Here is a 21,910-nt window from a genome sequence, read left to right on the forward strand (position 1 = left end):
ATTCCTGGCGATAAGACCATGATGAACAGAAGGTAACCGTTTAATGGCATATTTATGAACGGTTAGCGCTATTTAACTGTAAACCCACCAGATTATCCCCTCTTGCTACCTTGCAATTTTGCCCTTAATGACTAATCATTAATGAGTATTATTATCAAATACATAATCCAGGAGTAAGGCTATGAAGGCTGCTGTTGTCACTCACGATCATCAGGTTAACGTTACCGATAAAAAGCTGCGTCCTCTTCAGCACGGTGAAGCCCTGTTAAAAATGGAGTGTTGTGGTGTCTGTCACACCGATTTGCACGTTAAAAACGGCGATTTCGGTGATAAGACCGGTGTCATTCTCGGCCACGAAGGTGTCGGCGTTGTCACTGAAGTCGGCCCAGGTGTGACCTCACTTAAAATTGGCGACCGTGCCAGCGTGGCGTGGTTCTTCCAGGGCTGTGGTCACTGTGAATATTGTAATAGCGGTAACGAAACCCTTTGCCGCTCTGTCATCAATGCCGGTTACACCGCAGATGGCGGGATGGCAGAAGAGTGCATCGTGACCGCTGACTACTCGGTCAAAGTGCCGGACGGTCTTGACTCGGCCGCCGCGAGCAGCATCACCTGCGCAGGGGTTACCACCTACAAAGCGGTGAAGATTTCCGGTATCAAACCGGGACAATGGATTGCTATTTACGGTCTTGGTGGACTGGGCAACCTGGCGCTGCAATACGCCAAAAACGTCTTTAACGCCAAAGTTATCGCGCTGGATGTCAACGATGCACAGCTGGCGCTGGCAAAAGAGATGGGCGCCGACCTGGTCATCAACTCACGCAGTGAAGATGCCGCCAAAATCGTGCAGGAGAAAACCGGTGGCGCACACGCTGCGGTGGTAACAGCCGTTGCGAAAGCCGCATTCAACTCTGCGGTTGATGCCGTTCGTGCCGGTGGCCGCGTGGTCGCCGTGGGTCTGCCGCCAGAATCGATGAGTCTGGATATTCCACGCCTGGTGCTGGACGGTATTCAGGTCGTTGGTTCTCTGGTAGGTACTCGTCAGGATCTGATCGAAGCCTTCCAGTTTGCCGCTGAAGGCAAAGTAGTACCAAAAGTCACGATGCGCCCGCTTGGTGACATCAACGCCATCTTTAAAGAGATGGAGCAAGGCCAGATCCGTGGCCGTATGGTTATTGATTTACGCCATTAATGCTCAGCGCCTCTCCCGCTACGGGAGAGGCTTTATTCCTTTAAACACACGGCCCCGTCGCACAACCATACATCATCACCAAAGGGAAAACTGGCAGTAACAGCACGCCAGCATACGGTGACATCACCTTCGTCTTATCATTAATGCTGACCACAATCGGCGATTTTAGCTTGTAGCTATCATCGAGTTCCTGTGGCGAAATCTCTGTCCAAAAACCGTCGGTCTTGAACAATACGCCAAAGTAACCCTGATCCATTTTCGTGGCTTTATACACGCTCGTTAACTGTGTACGTTGTGTATCATCCAGTCGTCGCCCATCGACAATCGCCGTATATTCCGCCACCACTTCGTGATTGGTCACGTTGAAATTGACCCGCACACCCAGGATTTGCTGCTGAAAACTCTCATAGAAGGTTTTATAGCGCTGAAATTCGGTACGTAGGCCCGTGCGAAAAAATCGATAACTGTACTTGTCGGAGTTGGCAACAATACTGCTGTCGCTCGTCTTAATTTTGACGATAGTATCGGTGGTAGGTAATGAGGGTTGGCTGACGCAACCGGCCAGTAAAACCACCAGCGCGACGATCGTAGATTTTAACATGCCGATCCTTTGTCTTTAAACACGACGCAATTGTCAGCGTTAACGGTACTCGTCATCGGCGGTCAGGTTAAATACCAAATCTGGTAGGGTTAGACGGCTGGCGAATGCTCTCCACCAGCCGTCATATTCAGGCTACCGCCACGCGTTGCTGGTAACGGGCGTAAAGCAGCAGTGACGACATCGCCAGAAACGACAGCGCTGCCGCTGGTAACGCCACCGAATTCCAGCCAAAATTGAGCGTAATCATCAAACCACCAAAGAAGGCACCAATCGCACTGCCGAGGTTAAAGGCAATTTGCCCTCCCGCCGCCCCCAGCATTTCGCCGCCCTTCGCATTTTGCAGCAACATAATCTGCAATGGTGCCGACAGCGCAAACAGCCCAGCGCAGCAGATAAACGCCAGCGTCAGAGAAGCCACTTTCATGCCACCGAGCAGAAAAATCAGCAGCAATGCCACAACGATAACGCCGTCAGTGGTCGCCGCAATTCGCAGTGGGCTGTAACGCCCTGACAGCTTCCCGCTGAGAATATTACCGAGAACCATCCCCAGCCCCACCAGCATCATGATGAACATCATCGCGCCCTCCTGAAAACCGGACACATTCATCATAAATGGCTTGATATAGCTAAACCACGCAAAGACCCCGGCGTTACCGAACATGGTCGCGGCGAAAATCAGCCACGGCGCTGGGCTTTTCAGGAAGTGGAATTGTTCACGCAGTCGGGCGTCTGACTTATCAAACAGCGTCGGCACCCAGGCAACAATCGCCACCAGCACCGCCACATCAAAAATGGCAATGGCGAGGAAAGTATAACGCCAGCTAAACTGATGCCCCAGCCACGTACCGGCAGGAACCCCCACCAGATTGGCTACCGTCATACCGGCAATCATCCCGGCAACGGCCGCGGTCACCCTTCCTCGTGGCGCAATCTTTGACAGAATAATCGCCCCGACACCAAAGAAAGCGCCATGGGGAAATCCCGACACCAGTCGGCCCAACGCCAGCATCGTATAGCTTGATGAGAGCGTGAAAATCGCATTGCCGAGAATACACAGCGCAGCCAGCAACAGCATGATAGATTTCAAAGAAAAGCGCGTTGAGAACAGCGCGATAATCGGTGCGCCAATCACCACGCCAAAGGCATACCAGGAGATCATATTACCGGCCGCCGGGATCGAAATCCCCACATCATGCGCAAGTTCGGGTAACACGCCCATAATGCCAAACTCAGCCATTCCCAGCCCAAAAGTGCCAAGCGCCAATGCAAAAATTGTCTTTTTCATCCCTCTAATCACTTGTTTATGTTGCCTTTGCGGGATGGCATTATTGACCATTCGTTAAAGGCAGACCAGACAAAATCTCCCGACAACATGTTTATCCATAAAGACAGTATGAATAACCCATGTCTTCACAACTTTGACGAGTGATACGAGAATTGAGGTGACGTGATAGCGTGTATTACGACGCTGTTAAGGCTAATTCCAGTTGGTTCACTAAAGATGCAACCCGCTCATCATTGTGGTAAACACTTACAGTGCTTTGAACTAAACAGGCATTTTCAGGATCCGGCGTTAATTCGATGTTGAATCGCAAAACACTCCCAGCCCCGATAAGTTTATCCGCCGACAACTGCGTTTCCTGTACGCAGAAACGTGTTCCGGCACCATATTTTCTCACCAGTAATTCGCCGGTCACCTGAAATGCGGTTTGCGAAATAATAGCGACCGGCCAGCATGGATAACCTGCAAAATGACCCGCACATTGGGAAGGAGACAAAGGACCTGCATAGGCATCGAGCGTATCATGCTGGAAATTAAGGTTATAAATAGGCACTGGATGTTGATAAGGAGAATGGATGTGTGCTGACGGGCTATCATCCGTGTAGTGTCGGAAGTTACGTTGAAATAACGCTGGAGAAAGAATGGTATACTCGCATATCAGTTCTGCCACCGGCTCCTGGTTCCATACCTGCGCCGTCACTTTCAACGAGCGTTTATCAATATTCAAAACCCTGGCGCTGGCATGAAAAACATCGAGCACCGTGGCCTGGTTATTTTGCTTGCGCGTAAAATGCGCTTTGGTTGCAAGATAATAACCCTCAGGCCCATTATGGAGTGCAACGGCTGTACAGCTTCCCAGAATCGCCATATGCCTTCCCAGTTCACCCGCCGTGATGAGACCATTTTCATAGACAAGAGGCTGTTCAGAAGTAAACGTCCCCGTCAATGAATCGTCATCAAGCCAAAGTTGCTGAAAAGCAAAATAGGGCTTTTCAACATTAACGCGTTGAGATATTTCAGTAATATCAACCAACTGCTTTTGATGTTTATTGTCCATATTCCCCCTCCGTACTGCGAAGCCAGAACCAACTTAATAAAGACAACCTAATCATAGTTGGGCTTTATGACGTTGCGACGTAAAGTATTAGAAGGGTTAGTTATGGTATGGGCGATTTAAACAGGTCGATTAGTTGCGTTTTGTGGTCAAAAAAAAGCGGTTCAACGTTTCCTGAATGGAAATGTCAAACCGCTCTCTGTTCTCAGAAAAGAACGTTACTTAATACCTTCCTGATTCTCTCTCTTCGCCTCTTCGCGCTCAACTTCACGATACCAGCGAGGATGGTGTTTCTGCGCCCAGCGACGACTCACCTTGCCCTCAATCATCCCTTTAATCGACCCTTTGACCCAGAATGCCATATACATATGGATGAGGATCGCATGGATCAGAATGATTGCCGTCGTAGCATGAATCAGTAATGCGTAGCGAATGACCTGAATCGGGAAATACGGCGCAAAGTAAGGACGCCAGATAATCACCCCGGTCACCAGCAGCACGAAAATCATGCTCATAATGGTCCAGAACATCATCTTTTGCCCGGCGTTATATTTGCCGACCTTCGCGACCTTATGCTCGTTGCCTTTCAGCACTTCAACAATCCCCAATACCCACGGAATATCTTTCTTATCCGGAATATTGTGGTGAACGAAGCGGACGAACATAAACATCAGCACCACGAAAATCAGTACGCCGAAGAATGGGTGCAGAATACGCCCCATCTGCGGTGTCCCGAAGGTTTCGGTCAGCCATTGCAGCGTCGGGAAGAAGAACGAAATCCCCGATACCGCCACCAGGAAGAAGCAGATAACCACCGTCCAGTGACAGGCGCGATCGACAAACTTAGTGCGCACAATCATTTTCGACTTACTCATGGCCATCCTCCTCTTCGTCATCGTCCACTTCTTTGTTCGGGCCAATACCAATGTAGTGATAGATAAGCCCGGCAAAGGTGGCGATAAAGCCAGCGGCAGACAGCGGCTTCAGCGCGCCCTTCCACAGGTTGATGCTGGTATCGATAGCCGGATCTTTTGGCAGCTTATGATAAAGCTCCGGTTGATCCGCATGATGCAGGACATACATCACGTGTGTGCCACCCACCCCTTCGGGGTTGTAAATACCGGCATTCGGATAGCCGCGTTTTTTGAGCTTATCCACGCGTTCCTGCGCCACGTCCAGCATCTCTTTCTTAGTACCGAAATGGATGGCACCAGTCGGACAGGTTTTCACACAGGCCGGTTCCATACCCACGCTAACGCGGTCTACACACAGAGTGCATTTATAGACGCGGTTATCCTCTTTATTGAGGCGCGGAATATTAAACGGACACCCGGCAATGCAGTAACCACAACCGATACAGCTATCCTGCTGGAAATCGACGATCCCGTTGGCGTACTGAATAATTGCCCCGGCGGACGGACAAGCTTTCAGGCAGCCCGGATCCTCACAGTGCATACAGCCGTCTTTACGAATCAGCCATTCCAGCTTACCGTTCTGTTCGGTTTCACTAAAGCGCATCACCGTCCAGGATTTGGCGCTCAAATCGGCTGGATTATCGTAAACCCCAACGCAATGCCCTACCTCGTCGCGGATATCATTCCACTCGGAGCAGGCCACCTGGCAGGCTTTACAGCCCACGCAGGAGGAGACGTCGATAAGCTTGGCAACTTCTTCCTTATAATCCCGCGCACGAGGCGCGGGTGTAATCGGGTTCGTTGCAGAGCGTTTGATAATGTCTTGTGTTTCCATCGCCATTTAAACGCTCCTTACGCTTTCTCGATGTTAACCAGGAACGCCTTGTACTCTGGCGTTTGCGAGTTGGAATCGCCGACGTTTGGCGTCAGGGTATTGGCGATATAGCCTTTACGCGCCACGCCTTCATAACCCCAGTGCAGCGGGATCCCGACAGTTTCCACCTGCTGACCGTTAACGTTCAGCGTTTGCAGACGACGAGTTACCACGGCAACCGCGCGGATAAAGCCACGCTGGCTGCTGACGGTCACGCGATCGCCATTAGCAATGCCTTTCGCCTTCGCCAGCCCTTCGCTGATTTCAACAAACTGTTCCGGCTGTGCAATCGAGTTCAGACGCGCATGCTTGGTCCAGGTGTGGAAATGCTCGGTCAGACGATAGGTGGTACCCACGTACGGGAACTTATCTTTTTTACCCAGACGCACTGCATCTTCTTCATACAGACGTACAACCGGACTGGAGATAACGTTCGGGTGCAGCGGGTTAGTCCCCAGCGGCGTTTCCATCGGCTCGTAGTGTTCCGGGAACGGCCCTTCTGCCAGCTTATCGATGGCAAACAGACGACCCAACCCTTCTGGCTGCATGATAAACGGCATGGTAGCGCTACCCGGAGGCGCGGTATTAAAGTCCGGGATATCGTTACCCGTCCATTTACTGCCGTTCCACTGGATGAGCATCCGTTTTGGATCCCACGGTTTACCATTCACATCCGCAGATGCGCGGTTATACAGCACGCGACGGTTGAGCGGCCACGCCCATGCCCAACCCAGCGTATTCCCCAGACCTGACGGATCCGAGTTATCGCGGTTAGCCATCTGATTACCCTGCTCAGTCCAGCTACCGGTATAAATCCAGCAGGAAGATGAGGTGGTACCGTCATCACGCAGCAGTGCGAAGCTGTTCAGCAACTGACCTTTCTTCGCGACCAGCACGCCGTTGGCATCATAGATATCGGCCAGTGCATAGCCGTTATTCTCTTTTGCCACTTCTTCGGACTCTGGATGGTCAGGTTGCTTATAGTTCCAGCCCATTTTCAGCAGCGGCTCAACACCTTTACCGCCTTCGTTGCGATACATCTCGCGCAGACGATGATAAATACCGGCAATGATCTCGCCGTCGTTACGCGCTTCACCTGGTGCATCCTGACCTTTCCAATGCCACTGCAACCAGCGACCGGAGTTGGCAATAGAGCCATCTTCTTCCGCAAAGCAGGTGGACGGCAGACGGAAGACTTCGGTCTGAATGGTTGACGAGTCGACATCGTTTGATTCGCCGTGGTTCTGCCAGAAGGTCGAGGTTTCGGTCACTAATGGATCGATAACGACCATGTACTTCAATTTACTCAGGCTACGGACAACTTTGTTTTTATCCGGGAACGACGCAACCGGGTTAAAGCCCTGGCAGATGTAGCCAGTCACTTTGCCGTTATCCATCATGTTGAAGTATTTAATAACGTCATAGGCCTGATCCCATTTCGGCAACCAGTTAAAGCCCCAATCGTTATCTTTATTCGCCGCATCACCGTAGAACGACTTCATCAGGCTGACGAAGAACTTAGGATAGTTACCCCAGTAGTTCACCTGGTCGGCCATCGTCGCTTTCGGTGTATTGGCGGTCAGATAGGTTTGCAGGTCAGCCTGTTTTTCTGACGGCAGCGTCAGATAACCCGGAATGCTCGTCGACAGCAGACCTAAGTCAGTTAAACCCTGAATGTTAGAGTGGCCGCGCAAGGCGTTCACACCGCCGCCTGCCATCCCCATATTGCCCAGCAGCAGCTGAATCATCGCCATGGTACGGATGTTCTGCGCCCCGACGGTATGCTGAGTCCAGCCCAGCGCATACAGGAAGGTGGTGGTACGGTTAGCGGCACTGGTTGAGGCCAGCACTTCACACACTTTCAGGAAATCGGCTTTTGGCGTCCCGCAGATGTTTTCAACCACATCCGGCGTATAGCGAGAAACGTGCTCTTTGAGCAGGTTCCACACACAACGCGGGTGAGTCAGCGTTTCATCGCGTTTAGCATAGCCGTTTTCGTCGAACTGATAGTTCCACGACGACTTGTCATATTGACGTTTTTCGGCATCGTAACCACTGAACAGACCGTCATCGAAAGCAAAATCATCCCGCACCAGTAGCCCGGCGTTGGTGTAATGCTTCACGTATTCGGCGTTGATCTTATTGTTTTCGATAAGATACAGCAGCACGCCCGACAGGAAGGTAATGTCGGTACCGGAACGAATCGGCGCATAAATATCCGCCACCGACGCCGTACGCGTAAAGCGTGGGTCGACAACAATCAGCGTCGCATCGTTATTGTTTTTCGCTTCCATCGCCCAGCGGAATCCCACTGGATGGGCTTCAGCGGCGTTACCGCCCATCACCATCACGACGTTTGCGTTTTTGATATCAACCCAGTGGTTGGTCATCGCACCGCGACCAAATGTTGGAGCAAGACTTGCTACCGTTGGTCCGTGTCAGACGCGCGCCTGGTTATCTACCGCCAGCATGCCAAGTGAGCGCACAAACTTCTGCGTCAGCATACCGGTCTCATTACTTGCCGCAGATGCACACAGCATCCCGGTGGAGAGCCAGCGATTAACCGTTACGCCCTGTTCGTTCTTTTCAATAAAGTTGGCGTCGCGGTCGGCCTTCATCAATTTCGCAATGCGATCGAAGGCATCATTCCAGGAGATACGCTGCCATTTGTCAGAACCCGGGGCACGATATTCCGGATAACGCAGCCGGTTTTCGCTATTCACATAGTCCAGCAACCCAGCGCCTTTTGGACACAGAGCACCACGGCTTACCGGATGATCCGAATCGCCTTCAATGTGGTAAATCGCTTCACGGGTATTTTTCGCCCCATCACCCAGGCTATACATCAAAAGCCCACAACCTACGGAGCAATATGTGCAGGTATTACGAACTTCTTTGGCGCGCAGTAATTTAAAATTACGCGCCTGAGCCAGCGCTAATTTTGGGGCAAACCCCAGCGCCGCAGCCGTCGTCCCAGCCATACCGCCCGCGCAGATTTTAAAAAACTTTCTGCGGCTGACGTCCATTGTTTTCCTCATTGTATGGATGTACTTCGGGGGTGAAACTAACAGCAATGTCCCTGATTTTTTTGCGTCAAATCAATGTCGAAAACGGTGGCCCCCTTAATAGTCAGGGGTGGCGATTTTTACTAACCCTTAAGGGTTAGACAGCAAAGAGAAATATCACCGACCGCAAAGAAAAAATGCTATAAACACAAATTCGTTTGTAAAAGCATCAGGTTAGACATGGATAAGAAACGAGCCACGCTCATTGGACTCACCGCCATTGTGTTATGGAGCACCATGGTGGGATTGATTCGTGGCGTCAGCGAAGGGCTGGGCCCGGTGGGCGGCGCGGCAATGATTTATAGCCTCAGCGGTTTGCTGCTGATCTTCACCGTTGGATTCCCCCAACTGCGTCAAATCCCCCCGCGATATTTAGTAGCAGGCAGCGTGTTGTTTGTCAGCTATGAAATCTGTCTGGCCCTCTCGTTAGGCTACGCAGGTAATCGCCAACAGGCGATTGAAGTGGGAATGGTGAATTACTTATGGCCGAGCCTGACCATTTTGTTTGCCATTGTGTTTAATGGGCAAAAAACAACCTGGTTAGTTATCCCGGGATTATTATTGTCACTGGTTGGCGTGGTCTGGGTATTAGGCGGCGAACACGGCCTTGATGTTGACGAAATTACCCGCAACGTTATTTCCAGTCCACTGAGTTATATTCTGGCGTTTGTCGGTGCTTTTATCTGGGCGGCCTACTGTACGGTCACCGCTAAATATGCCGAAGGTAAAAACGGCATTACGCTGTTCGTTTTGTTAACGGCACTGAGCCTGTGGGTGAAATTCCTGGCAAGCGATCAACCGCCGATGGCCTTTAGCTGGCCGGTTGTGATTAAACTGGTGATGTGCGCACTGTCTTTAGGATTAGCCTATGCGGCATGGAATGTCGGGATTTTACACGGCAACGTCAGCTTACTGGCGGTGGCATCCTACTTCACGCCAGTACTGTCATCGGCATTGGCCGCTATCCTGCTAAGCGCGGCACTGTCGTGGTCTTTCTGGCAAGGTGCGGGGATGGTCTGTGTGGGCTCCCTGCTATGCTGGCAGGCAACCCGGCGTTAAATGAGTTCAGGGGCAATGAACGTGCTCATTGCTCCCTCTAAGCGTCATGCCCCATCGCCGTACAGCTTAATACTCAGAATGTTGATAATCGCCCGTCCATTCCAGTGATATTCCAGATGTTCAGCCTGCACCACGTTTTTCACCAGACAGGGGCGATAAAGCACATAGCAGGTATGGTCGGTATGGCGAACAGAACAGTAGTGAATACCATCCCTGCTCTCTGATTTTTGCTTTTGTGCAAAGACCTTAGACTGGCTGTAATCGGTCGCATGGTAGAGTGCTGAAGACACGAAGGGTTCGTGGGTGATATCGGCTAAGGTGGCATCAAATTGGGTAAACAGCACGCGCATTTGCACTTTTTGCGCCGGTTCGTTGGTGTAACCGAAAATACGCTCCTGATGGTACACCGTCTCTTTAATCGCAGTATCCAGCAAGGGTGCGCAGTAATAACCGCCAAAATCACCGGTCGTGAACCGCGCCCCTTCCGGATTAATGTGCGTAAAGGCGGCCATCACATAGCTGCTGCCATTAAGCCCAACAAGCCAGTCTTCTTTGGGTACGCGCATCAATTCACCCGCGTATTCCATTAACCGCTCATTGGTCAACGCTTCAACCGCCCAGACCGCCTCTAGCTCATCGCTGCTAGCAACATCTTCAAAGAGACAAATGGTCGGATAACGGCTGGGGATGATGCGATACGCCGTTGCGCAATTGAATGCCACCAGCGGCGGAGTTTCTGTACTCACGCCATTCCTCCCCGCCAGGCCTGCAGACGCGTCGCAACCTCATACAGGTCGGCCACACGGCCGCCGTTCATCACGTCCATTGCTGAACGTCCGGCAAAGAAAGGATGGGAATTCGGTTTGCGAACCCAGCCATAGATGCTGTCGTCGGCAGAGAACAGAATACGCAGGCATTTGTGGATATTCAGGATATAGCTCATCCGTTCCTGGATATCGACGTTCAGACGGATCCCACCCTTCGACTCTTTGTATTTGTTCAATGTTGAACGTGAACTAATACCTAACAACCTTAATTGTTCATCTGTGTTGCACTGCCACTTCTCGAGGATCCGGAAGACCACCGGCAGCGCTTTGCTGGTGTCAATATTCCCGTCGAGATGACTTTGTTGTACTGTGGCCATATTCCCTCCCGTCTCGTGCCTTTGTGCATCACCTGGCATTCTGGGTGCGTGCATTTACTGACAATATTAGCGTAATTGTTCAATAATGTACACACCCAGGAGAAAGGCTCATCGCTGCACAAGTGGCTGTCGGGTTCACCTATTCCACGGATTAAATGGCATCAGGGACCTTTGCCAGACCGCGCCAGATTCCCCCGGCCAACAGCAGCAGTAATACCCCAGCCGTCCCCAGCGCCACGCTATGCGCGCTGATAAATGCCGTCTGCGCCGCTTCAACCAACGCACGGGCCGGAATAGCCGGTAATGACTGCGCAAGCTGCATCGCTTCGCCAATTGATGACGCAGCGCGAGTCGCGGCTTCGTTATCCAGAGTCTGCGGCAATACAATTGCAGCACCGTAGCTACGGGTAAGGATAAGACCAAACAACGCAATCCCTAACCCTGCCCCCAACTCATAGGCCATCGTTTCAATAGCCCCTGCCGCCGCTGCTTTCTCTTTTGGTGCCGCCGCCATAATCGCTGATGTTGATGCTAATAAAGCGCTAGCAGCACTAAAGCCCAGCAACGCCATCAGTCCCCAGGCCTGCCATTGTTGTGTACTAAAATCAGTGACCGACAGACCAAGGAAGCTGAATGCGCTTAGCAACATCCCACCGGTCGCCACCTGGCGCAGACCAAGACGCGAGACCAGGATCCCAGCTATTGGCCCACTAAAACCGCTCGCCACCATCACCGGCAGCATAAACATTCCGGCTTCAAACGGCGTTTTCTGGTGCACAAACTGAAGCTCCTGCGCCATCAATAACTCAAAACCGACCAGCGTGATAAGCGCGGTCATGGCCATGACTACGCCGCTTAAGATGATGCGATGCGTAAACAGACGCATATCGATCATCGGTCGGGTCGCCGCCAGTTGTTGACGGACAAAGGTCACTAACAGCGCCATACCGAGTAGCGCAACCAGGCCGACAATCCACAGCGCCATCTGCCCTTTCAAGGCTGATTTTGCGCTATAGACCAGCATCAGGATCGCCGCAATCAACATTAATGCCTGTGTCAGATTTAAAGGTTGCTCTCGACGAGCCGGTTGCCGTGGAACCAGGCGCGCGCTAAAGACCATCACCACCAGCACAATCGGCACGTTAATCAGGAATACCGATCCCCAGTAGAAATGCTCCAGCAGCAAACCACCGACTAATGGGCCAAATGCGGCCCCGCCGGAACCCACTGCCGCCCACAGGCCCAGCGCCATATTACGGTGTTTAACTTCAGCAAAAGTGCTGCGGATCCCCGCAAGGGTCGCCGGAACAATCATCGCCGCGCCCACCGCCAGCAGCGAGCGGGAAGCGATAAGCGTCAGCGCCGTCGGCGAGAACGCCGCCGCCAGCGAAGCGATACCAAAGATGCCGCTGCCGATCAGCAGCAGACGTTTAAAGCCGATTTTATCGCCGAGCGCACCCATCGGCAGTACCATACCGGCCATCACTAATGAGTAAATATCAATGATCCACAGCAGTTCATTACCGCTGGTACCCAGCGCGACACTCAGCGTCGGTGCCGCAACGTGCAGCACGGTCGCATCAATCGCCACCGGAATATAGACCATCAAAATTGCCATAAGCGTTAACCATTGGCGTGACATTGTTTCCTTCCTCATATTCTCAATACTGGACACCTGTCCAGGAAAAGGATCCTGCCGGAATGTTGAACGCATGTCCAATTTTTTGTTATTCTCATCTAAACCCCACTTAAACGAAGCGATATGAACTATTTATCAAGGGACGAACGGCGAGAAGTGATTCTGAAAGCAGCGATGCAGGTCGCATTGGCCGGCGGCTTTAATGCGATGACCGTGCGTCATATTGCGACCGTTGCCGGTGTCTCTAGCGGTCAGGTACACCACCACTTTACTTCCGTCGGCGAACTTAAAGCCCATGCGTTCGTGCGACTTATCCGCGAAATGCTGGATATGCCTCTGGTGTCAGATGACGCCAACTGGCATGAACGCCTGTTTGCGATGCTGGGCAGCGACGATGGGCGCCTTGAGCCTTATATTCGACTTTGGCGGGAAGCCCAACTGTTAGCCGACAGTGACCACGACATTAAAGGCGCTTACCTGCTGACGATGGACATGTGGCACAAAGAAACCGTCACGCTCATTTTGCAAGGCACGGAAGCGAATCAATTCCGACCAATTGATAGTGCAGACAATATTGCCTGGCGTTTAATTGCACTGGTCTGTGGACTCGACGGTATTTACGCTCTTGGCATGAGCGAAATAAGTGATGAGGTCTTTACTCGCTATATACAACATTATATTACCCTCGAACTCAACCCCGCTTAATTTACATTTAGTAACAATTAACAACGTTTTATTCACAGCGCGTTTTCTTACAACGCGTTTTTTTTATCTATTCTTCAACGATAAAGAGATAAAACGGCCAGGCGACATTTATTCCTCACTCCTTACTTCGCTGTTTTTCCTTACTTTATTTTATTGACGCATCTTTCGAGGGTATCATGGTAAATAATGAGAAAGAGAATCATTATCTTTTAAAAGAATGGAAACCGGAGAATCCTGCTTTCTGGGAAAATAAAGGGAAAGCCATTGCAAGACGGAATCTATGGATCTCTGTGGCGTGTTTATTGCTCGCGTTCTGCGTCTGGATGTTATTTAGTGCCGTTGCGGTCAATCTCAATAAAGTGGGTTTTAATTTTACCACCGACCAACTCTTTTTATTAACCGCACTCCCCTCTCTTTCAGGGGCAATATTACGTGTGCCCTACTCCTTTATGGTACCCATGATAGGAGGCCGTCGCTGGACGGTCATCAGCACCATCATCATGGTGGTTCCCTGTATCTGGCTTGGGATCGCCATTCAAAACACCGCTACTCCATACTGGGTATTTATTACCATCGCTCTCCTGTGCGGTTTCGCTGGAGCCAACTTTGCGTCCAGCATGGGTAATATCAGCTTCTTCTTCCCGAAAGCCAAACAGGGCAGCGCACTCGGGGTGAACGGCGGGCTGGGTAATCTCGGCGTGAGCGTGATGCAAATGGTGGCACCGGTGGTGATTTTCCTGCCCATGTTTACCTTTATCGGCATTCAGGGTGTGACTCAGGAAGATGGCTCGACGCTAGCACTCAGCAACGCCGCCCTGATCTGGGTACCGCTATTAGTGATTGCCACACTCGCGGCCTGGTTTGGCATGAATGACATCGCCAGTTCAAAGGCTTCCGTACGCTCTCAATTGCCGGTGTTAAAGCGTCCGCATATGTGGCTGCTGAGCTTACTCTACCTGGCAACGTTCGGTTCATTTATCGGCTTTTCAGCCGGCTTTGCGATGCTGGCGAAAACCCAGTTCCCGGACGTTAATATCCTCAAACTGGCTTTCTTTGGGCCATTCATCGGCGCGCTGGCACGTTCATTTGGCGGCGTGATTTCCGACCGGCTGGGCGGTGTAAGAGTTACTCTGGTGAACTTTATCCTGATGGCACTATTTACCGGCCTACTCTTCCTGACCTTACCGGGCAGCGGCTCCGGCAGTTTCATCGCCTTCTACGCGGTATTCATGGGACTGTTCCTGACCGCCGGGCTGGGAAGCGGCTCCACCTTCCAGATGATTGCGGTGATCTTCCGCCAAATCACCATCGACAGCGTGAAAAAACGCGGGGGTACCGATGAACAAGCTCAGCACGAAGCGGTGACCGACACTGCCGCTGCACTCGGTTTCATTTCGGCCATCGGCGCTATCGGCGGTTTCTTTATTCCAAAAGCCTTTGGCACCTCTTTAGCAATGACCGGTTCCCCGGTCGGCGCGATGAAAATTTTCTTTGTCTTTTACGTTGTCTGCGTGCTGGTGACCTGGCTGGTCTACGGCCGTCGCCAACCGACGTCTAAATAAACACATCTTTGCCGGATGGCCGCTAACGCCCAATCCGGCCTACGGGATCGTGCAGCCTTGTCAGCCGGATAAGACGCGCCAGCGTCGCCATCCGGCAACGGCATGATGCCAGACATAATTGAAGCAGGAGGAATGTCATGAGTAAACTACTGGATCGCTTTCGCTACTTTAAGCAGAAAGGCGAGACTTTTGCCAACGGTCACGGACAGGTCTATGACAACAACCGTGATTGGGAAGATAGCTACCGTCAGCGCTGGCAGTTCGACAAGATTGTCCGCTCGACGCACGGGGTGAACTGTACAGGCTCATGCAGCTGGAAGATTTATGTCAAAAATGGCCTCGTCACCTGGGAAACCCAGCAAACCGACTACCCACGTACCCGCCCCGACCTGCCCAACCACGAACCTCGCGGCTGCCCGCGCGGTGCAAGCTACTCCTGGTATCTCTACAGCGCTAACCGCCTGAAATATCCGCTGGCGCGCAGAAAGCTGATTGAGCTGTGGCGCGAGGCGCTGGCACAAAACCCGGATCCGGTACTGGCCTGGGACAGCATCATGCAAAGCCCGGAAAAGACGCTGAGCTACAAACAGGCTCGCGGAAAAGGCGGTTTTGTCCGTTCGTCGTGGAAAGAGCTCAATCAGTTAATTGCCGCTGCCAACGTCTGGACTATCAAAAACTTCGGCCCTGACCGCGTAGCAGGCTTCTCACCTATCCCGGCCATGTCGATGGTCTCCTACGCCGCCGGGACACGTTATCTGTCGTTGATTGGTGGTACCTGTCTGAGTTTCTACGACTGGTACTGCGACCTACCGCCCGCCTCGCCAATGACCTGGGGCGAACAAACCGACGTCCCGGAATCGGCCGACTGGTACAACTCCAGCTATATCATCGCCTGGGGATCCAACGTTCCACAAACCCGTACGCCTGACGCCCACTTCTTTACCGAAGTGCGCTACAAAGGCACTAAAACGATCGCCATTACCCCCGACTTCTCCGAAGTCGCCAAACTCAGTGACCAATGGTTAGCGCCAAAACAGGGTACCGATAGCGCGCTGGCGATGGCCATGGGCCACGTTATCTTAAAAGCGTTCCATCTTGATAACCCAAGCGACTACTTTATCAACTACTGCCGCCGTTATACCGACATGCCGATGCTGGTGATGCTCGATAGCCGCGACGACGGTTCTTACACCGCGGGTCGAATGCTGCGCGCCTCCGATCTGGTCGATGGCCTGGGCGAGAGCAATAACCCCGAGTGGAAAACCGTGGCCTATAACAGCGCAGGCGAGCTGGTGGTGCCAAACGGCTCTATCGGATTCCGCTGGGGCGAGAAAGGCAAATGGAACCTCGAAACGCTGGCAGCCGGTAACGAAGCTGAGCTGACGCTTTCGCTGATGGAGAATCGTGATACCGTCGCGGGCGTGGCGTTCCCCTACTTTGGCGGCAATGAAAACCCGCACTTCCGCAGCGTGAAGCAAGACCCGATTCTGGTGCGTAAACTGCCCGCCAAAACGCTGACCTTTGCCGATGGTAGCAGTCGTCTGGTCGTCAGTGTTTATGACCTGGTACTGGCAAACTACGGGTTGGATCGCGGCCTGGATGATGAACTGGCAGCGAAGAGTTTTGACGAAGTGAAAGCCTACACTCCGGCCTGGGGTGAACAAATCACCGGCGTATCGCGCCACCATATCGAACAAATCGCCATGGAATTCGCCGACACCGCGCACAAAACGCACGGTCGCTCGATGATCATCCTCGGTGCCGGGGTCAACCACTGGTACCACATGGACATGAACTACCGTGGCATGATCAACATGCTGGTGTTCTGCGGCTGCGTCGGTCAAAGCGGCGGTGGCTGGGCGCACTACGTGGGCCAGGAGAAGCTGCGTCCACAAACCGGCTGGTTGCCGCTGGCATTCGCCTTGGACTGGAACCGTCCACCGCGCCAGATGAACAGCACCTCCTACTTCTACAACCACGCCAGCCAGTGGCGTTACGAAAAGCTCACAGCCAAAGAGCTGCTCTCACCGCTGGCTAACGCGGAAAAATACACCGGCCATCTGATCGACTTCAACGTTCGCGCCGAACGCATGGGCTGGCTACCGTCCGCACCGCAGCTCGACATGAACCCGCTGAGCGTCAAAGCGAAAGCCGATGCGTTGGGAATGACCCCACAGGAATACACCGTTCAGGGGCTGAAATCTGGTGATATCCGTTTTGCCAGCGAACAGCCGGATAACGGCAAAAACCACCCGCGCAACATGTTTATCTGGCGCTCCAACCTGCTGGGTTCATCCGGTAAAGGCCATGAGTACATGCTGAAATACCTGCTCGGTGCCGACAGCGGGATCCAGGGTGAAGAGTTTGGTTCGACCGAAGACGTGAAGCCGGAAGAAGTGGAATGGCAGACCGCAGCACTTGAAGGCAAGCTCGACCTGCTGGTGACGCTGGATTTCCGCATGTCCAGTACCTGTCTGTTCTCCGATATCGTCCTGCCGACCGCCACCTGGTATGAAAAAGACGATATGAATACCTCGGATATGCATCCGTTTATTCACCCACTTTCGGCCGCGGTTGACCCGGCATGGGAATCCAAAAGCGACTGGGAAATCTACAAAGGTATCGCCAAATCTTTCTCAGAAATTTGTCAGGGCCATCTGGGCACCGAAACGGATGTGGTGCTGCAACCGTTGCAACACGATTCCCCGGCAGAACTGTCTCAGCCATTTGATATCCAGGACTGGCGTAAAGGCGAATGTGACCTGATCCCAGGTAAAACCGCGCCCAACATTATTGCCGTTGAGCGTGATTATCCGGCGACCTACGAGCGCTTTACCTCGCTCGGCCCGCTGCTGGACAAACTGGGTAACGGCGGCAAAGGCATTAACTGGAAAACCCAGAGCGAAGTCGACTTCCTCGGCAAACTCAATTACATCAAGCTGCACGGCCCGGCAAAAGGTCGCCCTTGCATTGAGACAGCAATTGACGCTTCAGAAGTGATCCTCGCCCTCGCCCCGGAAACCAACGGCCAGGTGGCGGTTAAGGCCTGGCAAGCGCTGGGCGAATTTACCGGTCGCGACCACACCCATCTGGCGATCAACAAAGAAGACGAGAAAATCCGTTTCCGCGACATCCAGGCGCAGCCGCGCAAAATCATCTCCAGTCCAACCTGGTCAGGTCTAGAAGATGAACATGTCTCTTACAATGCAGGCTACACTAACGTCCATGAGCTTATCCCATGGCGCACCGTGTCCGGGCGTCAGCAGTTGTATCAGGATCACCCATGGATGCGCGATTTCGGTGAAAGTCTGGTGGCCTATCGTCCGCCAATCGACACCCGCAGCGTCAGCCACATGAAGGAAATTCCGCCTAACGGTTTCCCGGAAAAAGCGCTGAACTTCCTGACGCCGCACCAGAAATGGGGTATTCACTCGACCTACAGTGAAAACCTGCTGATGCTAACCCTATCGCGCGGCGGCCCTATCGTCTGGCTTAGTGAAACTGACGCCAAAGAGCTGGGCATTGCCGATAACGACTGGATTGAAGCGTTCAACGCCAACGGTGCACTGACCGCACGTGCGGTGGTCAGCCAGCGTATTCCGCCGGGGATGACCATGATGTACCACGCCCAGGAACGCATCATGAATATTCCAGGCTCGGAAATCACCGGACGACGCGGCGGGATCCACAACTCCGTCACCCGCATCTGCCCGAAACCAACCCACATGATTGGCGGCTATGCGCAACTCTCTTACAGCTTTAACTACTACGGAACGGTCGGTTCGAACCGTGATGAGTTCATTATGATCCGCAAAATGAAAAACATTAATTGGCTGGATGATGAAGGCAATGATCAGGTACAGGAGGCGTCAAAATGAAGATACGCTCACAGGTTGGGATGGTTTTGAACCTCGACAAATGCATTGGCTGCCACACCTGCTCGGTGACCTGTAAAAACGTCTGGAGTAGCCGTGAAGGCATGGAATACGCCTGGTTTAATAACGTCGAAACGAAGCCGGGTATCGGTTTTCCGAAAGATTGGGAAAATCAGGAAAAATGGCAAGGCGGCTGGGTACGCGGGATCAGCGGCAAGCTGACGCCACGCATGGGCGGCCGCCTGGGCGTGCTGTCTAAAATCTTCGCCAACCCGCTGATTCCGGGCATTGACGATTATTACGAGCCGTTCACCTACGATTACCAGCACCTGCACAATGCGCCGGAAGGCAAAAACCTGCCCACCGCCCGCCCGCGTTCGCTGATTAGCGGTCAGCGGATGAACAAAATCGAATGGGGCCCGAACTGGGAAGAACTGCTCGGCGGCGAGTTTGAAAAGCGCGCTCACGACCAGAACTTTACCGCCATGCAAAAAGAGATGTACGGCCAGTTTGAAAACACCTTCATGATGTATCTGCCGCGCCTGTGCGAACACTGCCTGAACCCAAGCTGTGTCGCCACCTGCCCAAGCGGCGCCATCTACAAGCGTGAGGAAGACGGTATCGTACTGATTGATCAGGACAAATGCCGCGGCTGGCGTATGTGCATCACCGGCTGTCCGTACAAAAAAATCTACTTCAACTGGAAGAGCGGCAAATCAGAAAAATGCATCTTCTGCTACCCACGAATTGAATCCGGCCAGCCAACCGTCTGCTCGGAAACCTGCGTGGGGCGTATTCGCTACCTCGGCGTACTGCTTTATGATGCCGACCGTATCGAAGAAGCGGCCAGCACCGAGCATGAAACCGATCTCTATGAGCGCCAGTGCGACGTGTTCCTCGACCCGCACGACCCAGCGGTCATTGAAGAAGCGCTCAAACAAGGCATCACCCAGAACACCCTCGACGCCGCCCAGCGTTCACCGGTGTACAAAATGGCGATGGACTGGAAGCTGGCGCTGCCACTGCACCCGGAATACCGCACCCTGCCGATGGTCTGGTACGTGCCGCCGCTGTCACCGATTCAGTCAGTAGCCGATGCTGGTGGTCTGCCTAAAACCGACAGTATTCTGCCTGCGGTCGAAAGCCTGCGCATCCCAGTGCAGTATCTGGCGAACATGCTCAGTGCGGGCGATACCGGCCCGGTTCTGCGCGCGCTCAAACGCATGATGGCCATGCGCCACTATAAACGCTCACAAACGGTAGAAGGCGTCACCGATACCCGTGCGATTGAAGAAGTCGGGTTAACTGAAGAACAGGTAGAAGAAATGTACCGCTACCTGGCGATCGCCAACTACGAAGACCGCTTCGTTATCCCAACCAGCCACCGTGAAATGGCGGAAGATGCCTTCCCGGAAAGCAAGGGCTGCGGTTTCACCTTCGGCGACGGTTGTCACGGGTCGGACACCAAGTTCAACCTGTTTAATAGCCAACGCATCGACGCCATCAACATCGGGGAGAAAAACTAATGCGGATCCTGAAAATCATCGGGCTGCTGCTGGAATATCCCGATGAGCTAAGCTGGGAGAACAAAGACGAACTGTTCTCCCTTATCGACAGCGACGCTCCGGCGCTGCGTCCGTTCCTGGAACAGCATCTGGCAGTGTCACTACTCGATAAACAGGCCGAATGGTGTGAAATCTTCGAGCGCGGACGCGCCACCTCGCTACTGTTATTTGAGCACGTGCACGCGGAATCCCGTGACCGGGGTCAGGCAATGGTGGAGCTGATGGCGCAGTATGAGCAAAATGGTTTGCAGCTGGATTGCCGCGAACTGCCCGATCATCTTCCGCTGTATCTGGAATATTTGAGCATTTTGCCAGAAGACCAGGCGCGGGAAGGTTTACAGAATGTTGCGCCGATTCTGGCGCTGCTCGGCGGCCGCCTGAAACAACGTGAAGCGCCGTGGTATCAGCTGTTCGACACCCTGCTGATGCTGGCTAAAACTTCGCTATCAAGTGACAGTGTCACGAAACAGGTGGCGGGTGAAGAACGCGATGACACCCGCCAGGCGCTGGATGCAGTATGGGAAGAGGAACAGGTGAAGTTTATCGAAGATAACGCCACCGCCTGCGACAGTTCTCCGCTGCAAAGCTATCAACGACGCTTTAGCCAGGACGTGGCGCCACAGTATGTGGACGTCATTGCGGGAGGCCCGAAATGATACAGTACCTCAACGTCTTCTTTTACGATATCTACCCTTACCTGTGCGGTACGGTTTTTTTGCTGGGCAGTTGGCTACGCTACGACTACGGTCAGTACACCTGGCGTGCTTCCTCCAGCCAGATGCTCGATAAGCGCGGGATGGTGTTATGGTCCAACCTTTTCCACGTCGGTATTCTGGGGATCTTCTTCGGCCACTTCTTCGGCATGTTAACGCCGCACTGGGTGTATGAATCCTGGCTGCCGATGGCGCAAAAACAGATTATGGCCATGGTCTTGGGCGGAATTTGTGGCGTGTTAACACTGGTGGGCGGTGCGGGTCTGCTGATTCGTCGGCTTACCAACCCGCGCATTCGCGCCACCTCAAGCACCGCCGATATTCTGATCCTCAGCATTCTGCTGATTCAGTGCTGCCTCGGACTGTCCACCATTCCGTTCTCTGCCCAGCATCCGGACGGCAGCGAAATGTTAAAACTGGTCGATTGGGCACAGGCAGTGGTCACCTTCCACGGTGGCGCGTCCGCGCATCTTGACGGTGTCGCCTGGATCTACCGCGTGCACCTGGTGTTGGGGATGACCATCTTCCTCATCTTCCCGTTCACCCGTCTGGTACACGTCTGGAGTGCGCCGATAGAGTATCTGACGCGCCGCTACCAGGTGGTACGTTCAAGGCGCTAAGACACCTGGCGGCTATTTACCGTCATGACCGCTCTTCGAATCTAGC

17 protein-coding genes are annotated in these 21,910 nt (G+C 53.0%); 8 read left to right on the forward strand and 9 right to left on the reverse strand.

Annotated elements, in window-relative coordinates; translation table 11 throughout:
- Positions 1-181 precede the first annotated feature (181 nt).
- A complete protein-coding gene (gene adhP, locus U0026_RS11665; RefSeq protein WP_062773604.1) occupies positions 182-1,192 on the forward strand; it encodes an alcohol dehydrogenase AdhP in 1,011 nt (336 codons plus the stop codon).
- Positions 1,193-1,232: 40 nt separating this feature from the next.
- Here the strand turns inward: adhP and U0026_RS11670 are convergent, their stop codons facing one another.
- The 6 genes from U0026_RS11670 to fdnG all read right to left on the reverse strand — a co-directional run bounded on the left by U0026_RS11670 (position 1,233) and on the right by fdnG (position 8,943).
- Positions 1,233-1,793, reverse strand: coding sequence for a hypothetical protein (locus U0026_RS11670; protein WP_062773601.1), 561 nt, complete (start codon positions 1,791-1,793; stop codon positions 1,233-1,235).
- Between the two features lie 127 nt (positions 1,794-1,920).
- Positions 1,921-3,078 carry an MFS transporter AraJ gene (gene araJ / locus U0026_RS11675; protein ID WP_062773598.1) on the reverse strand — a complete coding sequence of 386 codons (1,158 nt, stop codon included), beginning with the start codon at positions 3,076-3,078 and terminating at the stop codon, positions 1,921-1,923.
- A 175-nt stretch (positions 3,079-3,253) separates the two neighbouring features.
- Complete coding sequence (locus tag U0026_RS11680; RefSeq protein WP_062773595.1) at positions 3,254-4,132, reverse strand: hypothetical protein; 879 nt, start codon at positions 4,130-4,132, stop codon at positions 3,254-3,256.
- A 215-nt stretch (positions 4,133-4,347) separates the two neighbouring features.
- Complete coding sequence (gene fdnI / locus U0026_RS11685) at positions 4,348-5,004, reverse strand: formate dehydrogenase-N subunit gamma (RefSeq protein ID WP_062773592.1); 657 nt, start codon at positions 5,002-5,004, stop codon at positions 4,348-4,350.
- Positions 4,997-5,884, reverse strand: coding sequence for a formate dehydrogenase subunit beta (gene fdxH, locus U0026_RS11690; RefSeq protein WP_062773590.1), 888 nt, complete (start codon positions 5,882-5,884; stop codon positions 4,997-4,999). The genes fdnI and fdxH overlap by 8 nt, the downstream gene beginning before the upstream one ends.
- 11 nt (positions 5,885-5,895) lie before the next feature.
- Positions 5,896-8,943 (reverse strand): formate dehydrogenase-N subunit alpha, encoded by a 3,048-nt coding sequence (fdnG, locus tag U0026_RS11695; protein ID WP_126440747.1) that lies wholly within the window; start codon positions 8,941-8,943, stop codon positions 5,896-5,898.
- Between the two features lie 219 nt (positions 8,944-9,162).
- Between fdnG and yddG the strand changes: the two genes are divergently transcribed.
- The gene (yddG, locus tag U0026_RS11700; RefSeq protein ID WP_062773582.1) at positions 9,163-10,041 is read left to right on the forward strand and encodes an aromatic amino acid DMT transporter YddG; all 879 of its coding nucleotides are present in this window, start codon (positions 9,163-9,165) and stop codon (positions 10,039-10,041) included.
- A gap of 44 nt (positions 10,042-10,085) precedes the next feature.
- On the opposite strand, the gene U0026_RS11705 is transcribed toward yddG, so the two are convergent.
- The 3 genes from U0026_RS11705 to U0026_RS11715 form a co-directional block, all read right to left on the reverse strand.
- The gene (locus tag U0026_RS11705; RefSeq protein ID WP_062773580.1) at positions 10,086-10,787 is read right to left on the reverse strand and encodes an RES family NAD+ phosphorylase; all 702 of its coding nucleotides are present in this window, start codon (positions 10,785-10,787) and stop codon (positions 10,086-10,088) included.
- Positions 10,784-11,185: an MbcA/ParS/Xre antitoxin family protein gene (locus tag U0026_RS11710; protein WP_062773577.1), complete on the reverse strand. Its 402-nt coding sequence runs from the start codon at positions 11,183-11,185 to the stop codon at positions 10,784-10,786. The genes U0026_RS11705 and U0026_RS11710 overlap by 4 nt, the downstream gene beginning before the upstream one ends.
- A gap of 151 nt (positions 11,186-11,336) precedes the next feature.
- The gene (locus U0026_RS11715; RefSeq protein WP_062773575.1) at positions 11,337-12,827 is read right to left on the reverse strand and encodes an MFS transporter; all 1,491 of its coding nucleotides are present in this window, start codon (positions 12,825-12,827) and stop codon (positions 11,337-11,339) included.
- 120 nt (positions 12,828-12,947) lie between these two features.
- Between U0026_RS11715 and U0026_RS11720 the strand changes: the two genes are divergently transcribed.
- The 6 genes from U0026_RS11720 (at position 12,948) to narI (ending at position 21,864) form a co-directional block, all read left to right on the forward strand.
- Entirely contained in the window at positions 12,948-13,529 is a 582-nt protein-coding gene (locus tag U0026_RS11720; RefSeq protein ID WP_062773572.1) for a TetR family transcriptional regulator, read from the forward strand.
- Positions 13,530-13,702: 173 nt separating this feature from the next.
- On the forward strand, positions 13,703-15,091 hold the full coding sequence (locus tag U0026_RS11725) for a NarK family nitrate/nitrite MFS transporter (protein WP_062773570.1): 1,389 nt from the start codon (positions 13,703-13,705) through the stop codon (positions 15,089-15,091).
- Positions 15,092-15,228: 137 nt separating this feature from the next.
- Positions 15,229-18,969 carry a nitrate reductase subunit alpha gene (locus tag U0026_RS11730; protein ID WP_062773567.1) on the forward strand — a complete coding sequence of 1,247 codons (3,741 nt, stop codon included), beginning with the start codon at positions 15,229-15,231 and terminating at the stop codon, positions 18,967-18,969.
- Positions 18,966-20,492, forward strand: a complete 1,527-nt coding sequence (gene narH / locus U0026_RS11735; RefSeq protein WP_062773566.1) for a nitrate reductase subunit beta — start codon at positions 18,966-18,968, stop codon at positions 20,490-20,492. The genes U0026_RS11730 and narH overlap by 4 nt, the downstream gene beginning before the upstream one ends.
- Positions 20,492-21,187: a nitrate reductase molybdenum cofactor assembly chaperone gene (gene narW / locus U0026_RS11740; protein WP_062773563.1), complete on the forward strand. Its 696-nt coding sequence runs from the start codon at positions 20,492-20,494 to the stop codon at positions 21,185-21,187. The genes narH and narW overlap by 1 nt, the downstream gene beginning before the upstream one ends.
- Complete coding sequence (gene narI / locus U0026_RS11745; protein WP_062773560.1) at positions 21,184-21,864, forward strand: respiratory nitrate reductase subunit gamma; 681 nt, start codon at positions 21,184-21,186, stop codon at positions 21,862-21,864. The genes narW and narI overlap by 4 nt, the downstream gene beginning before the upstream one ends.
- Positions 21,865-21,910: the final 46 nt, after the last annotated feature.

Source organism: Kluyvera intermedia, assembly GCF_034424175.1.
Classification (GTDB): domain Bacteria; phylum Pseudomonadota; class Gammaproteobacteria; order Enterobacterales; family Enterobacteriaceae; genus Kluyvera; species Kluyvera intermedia.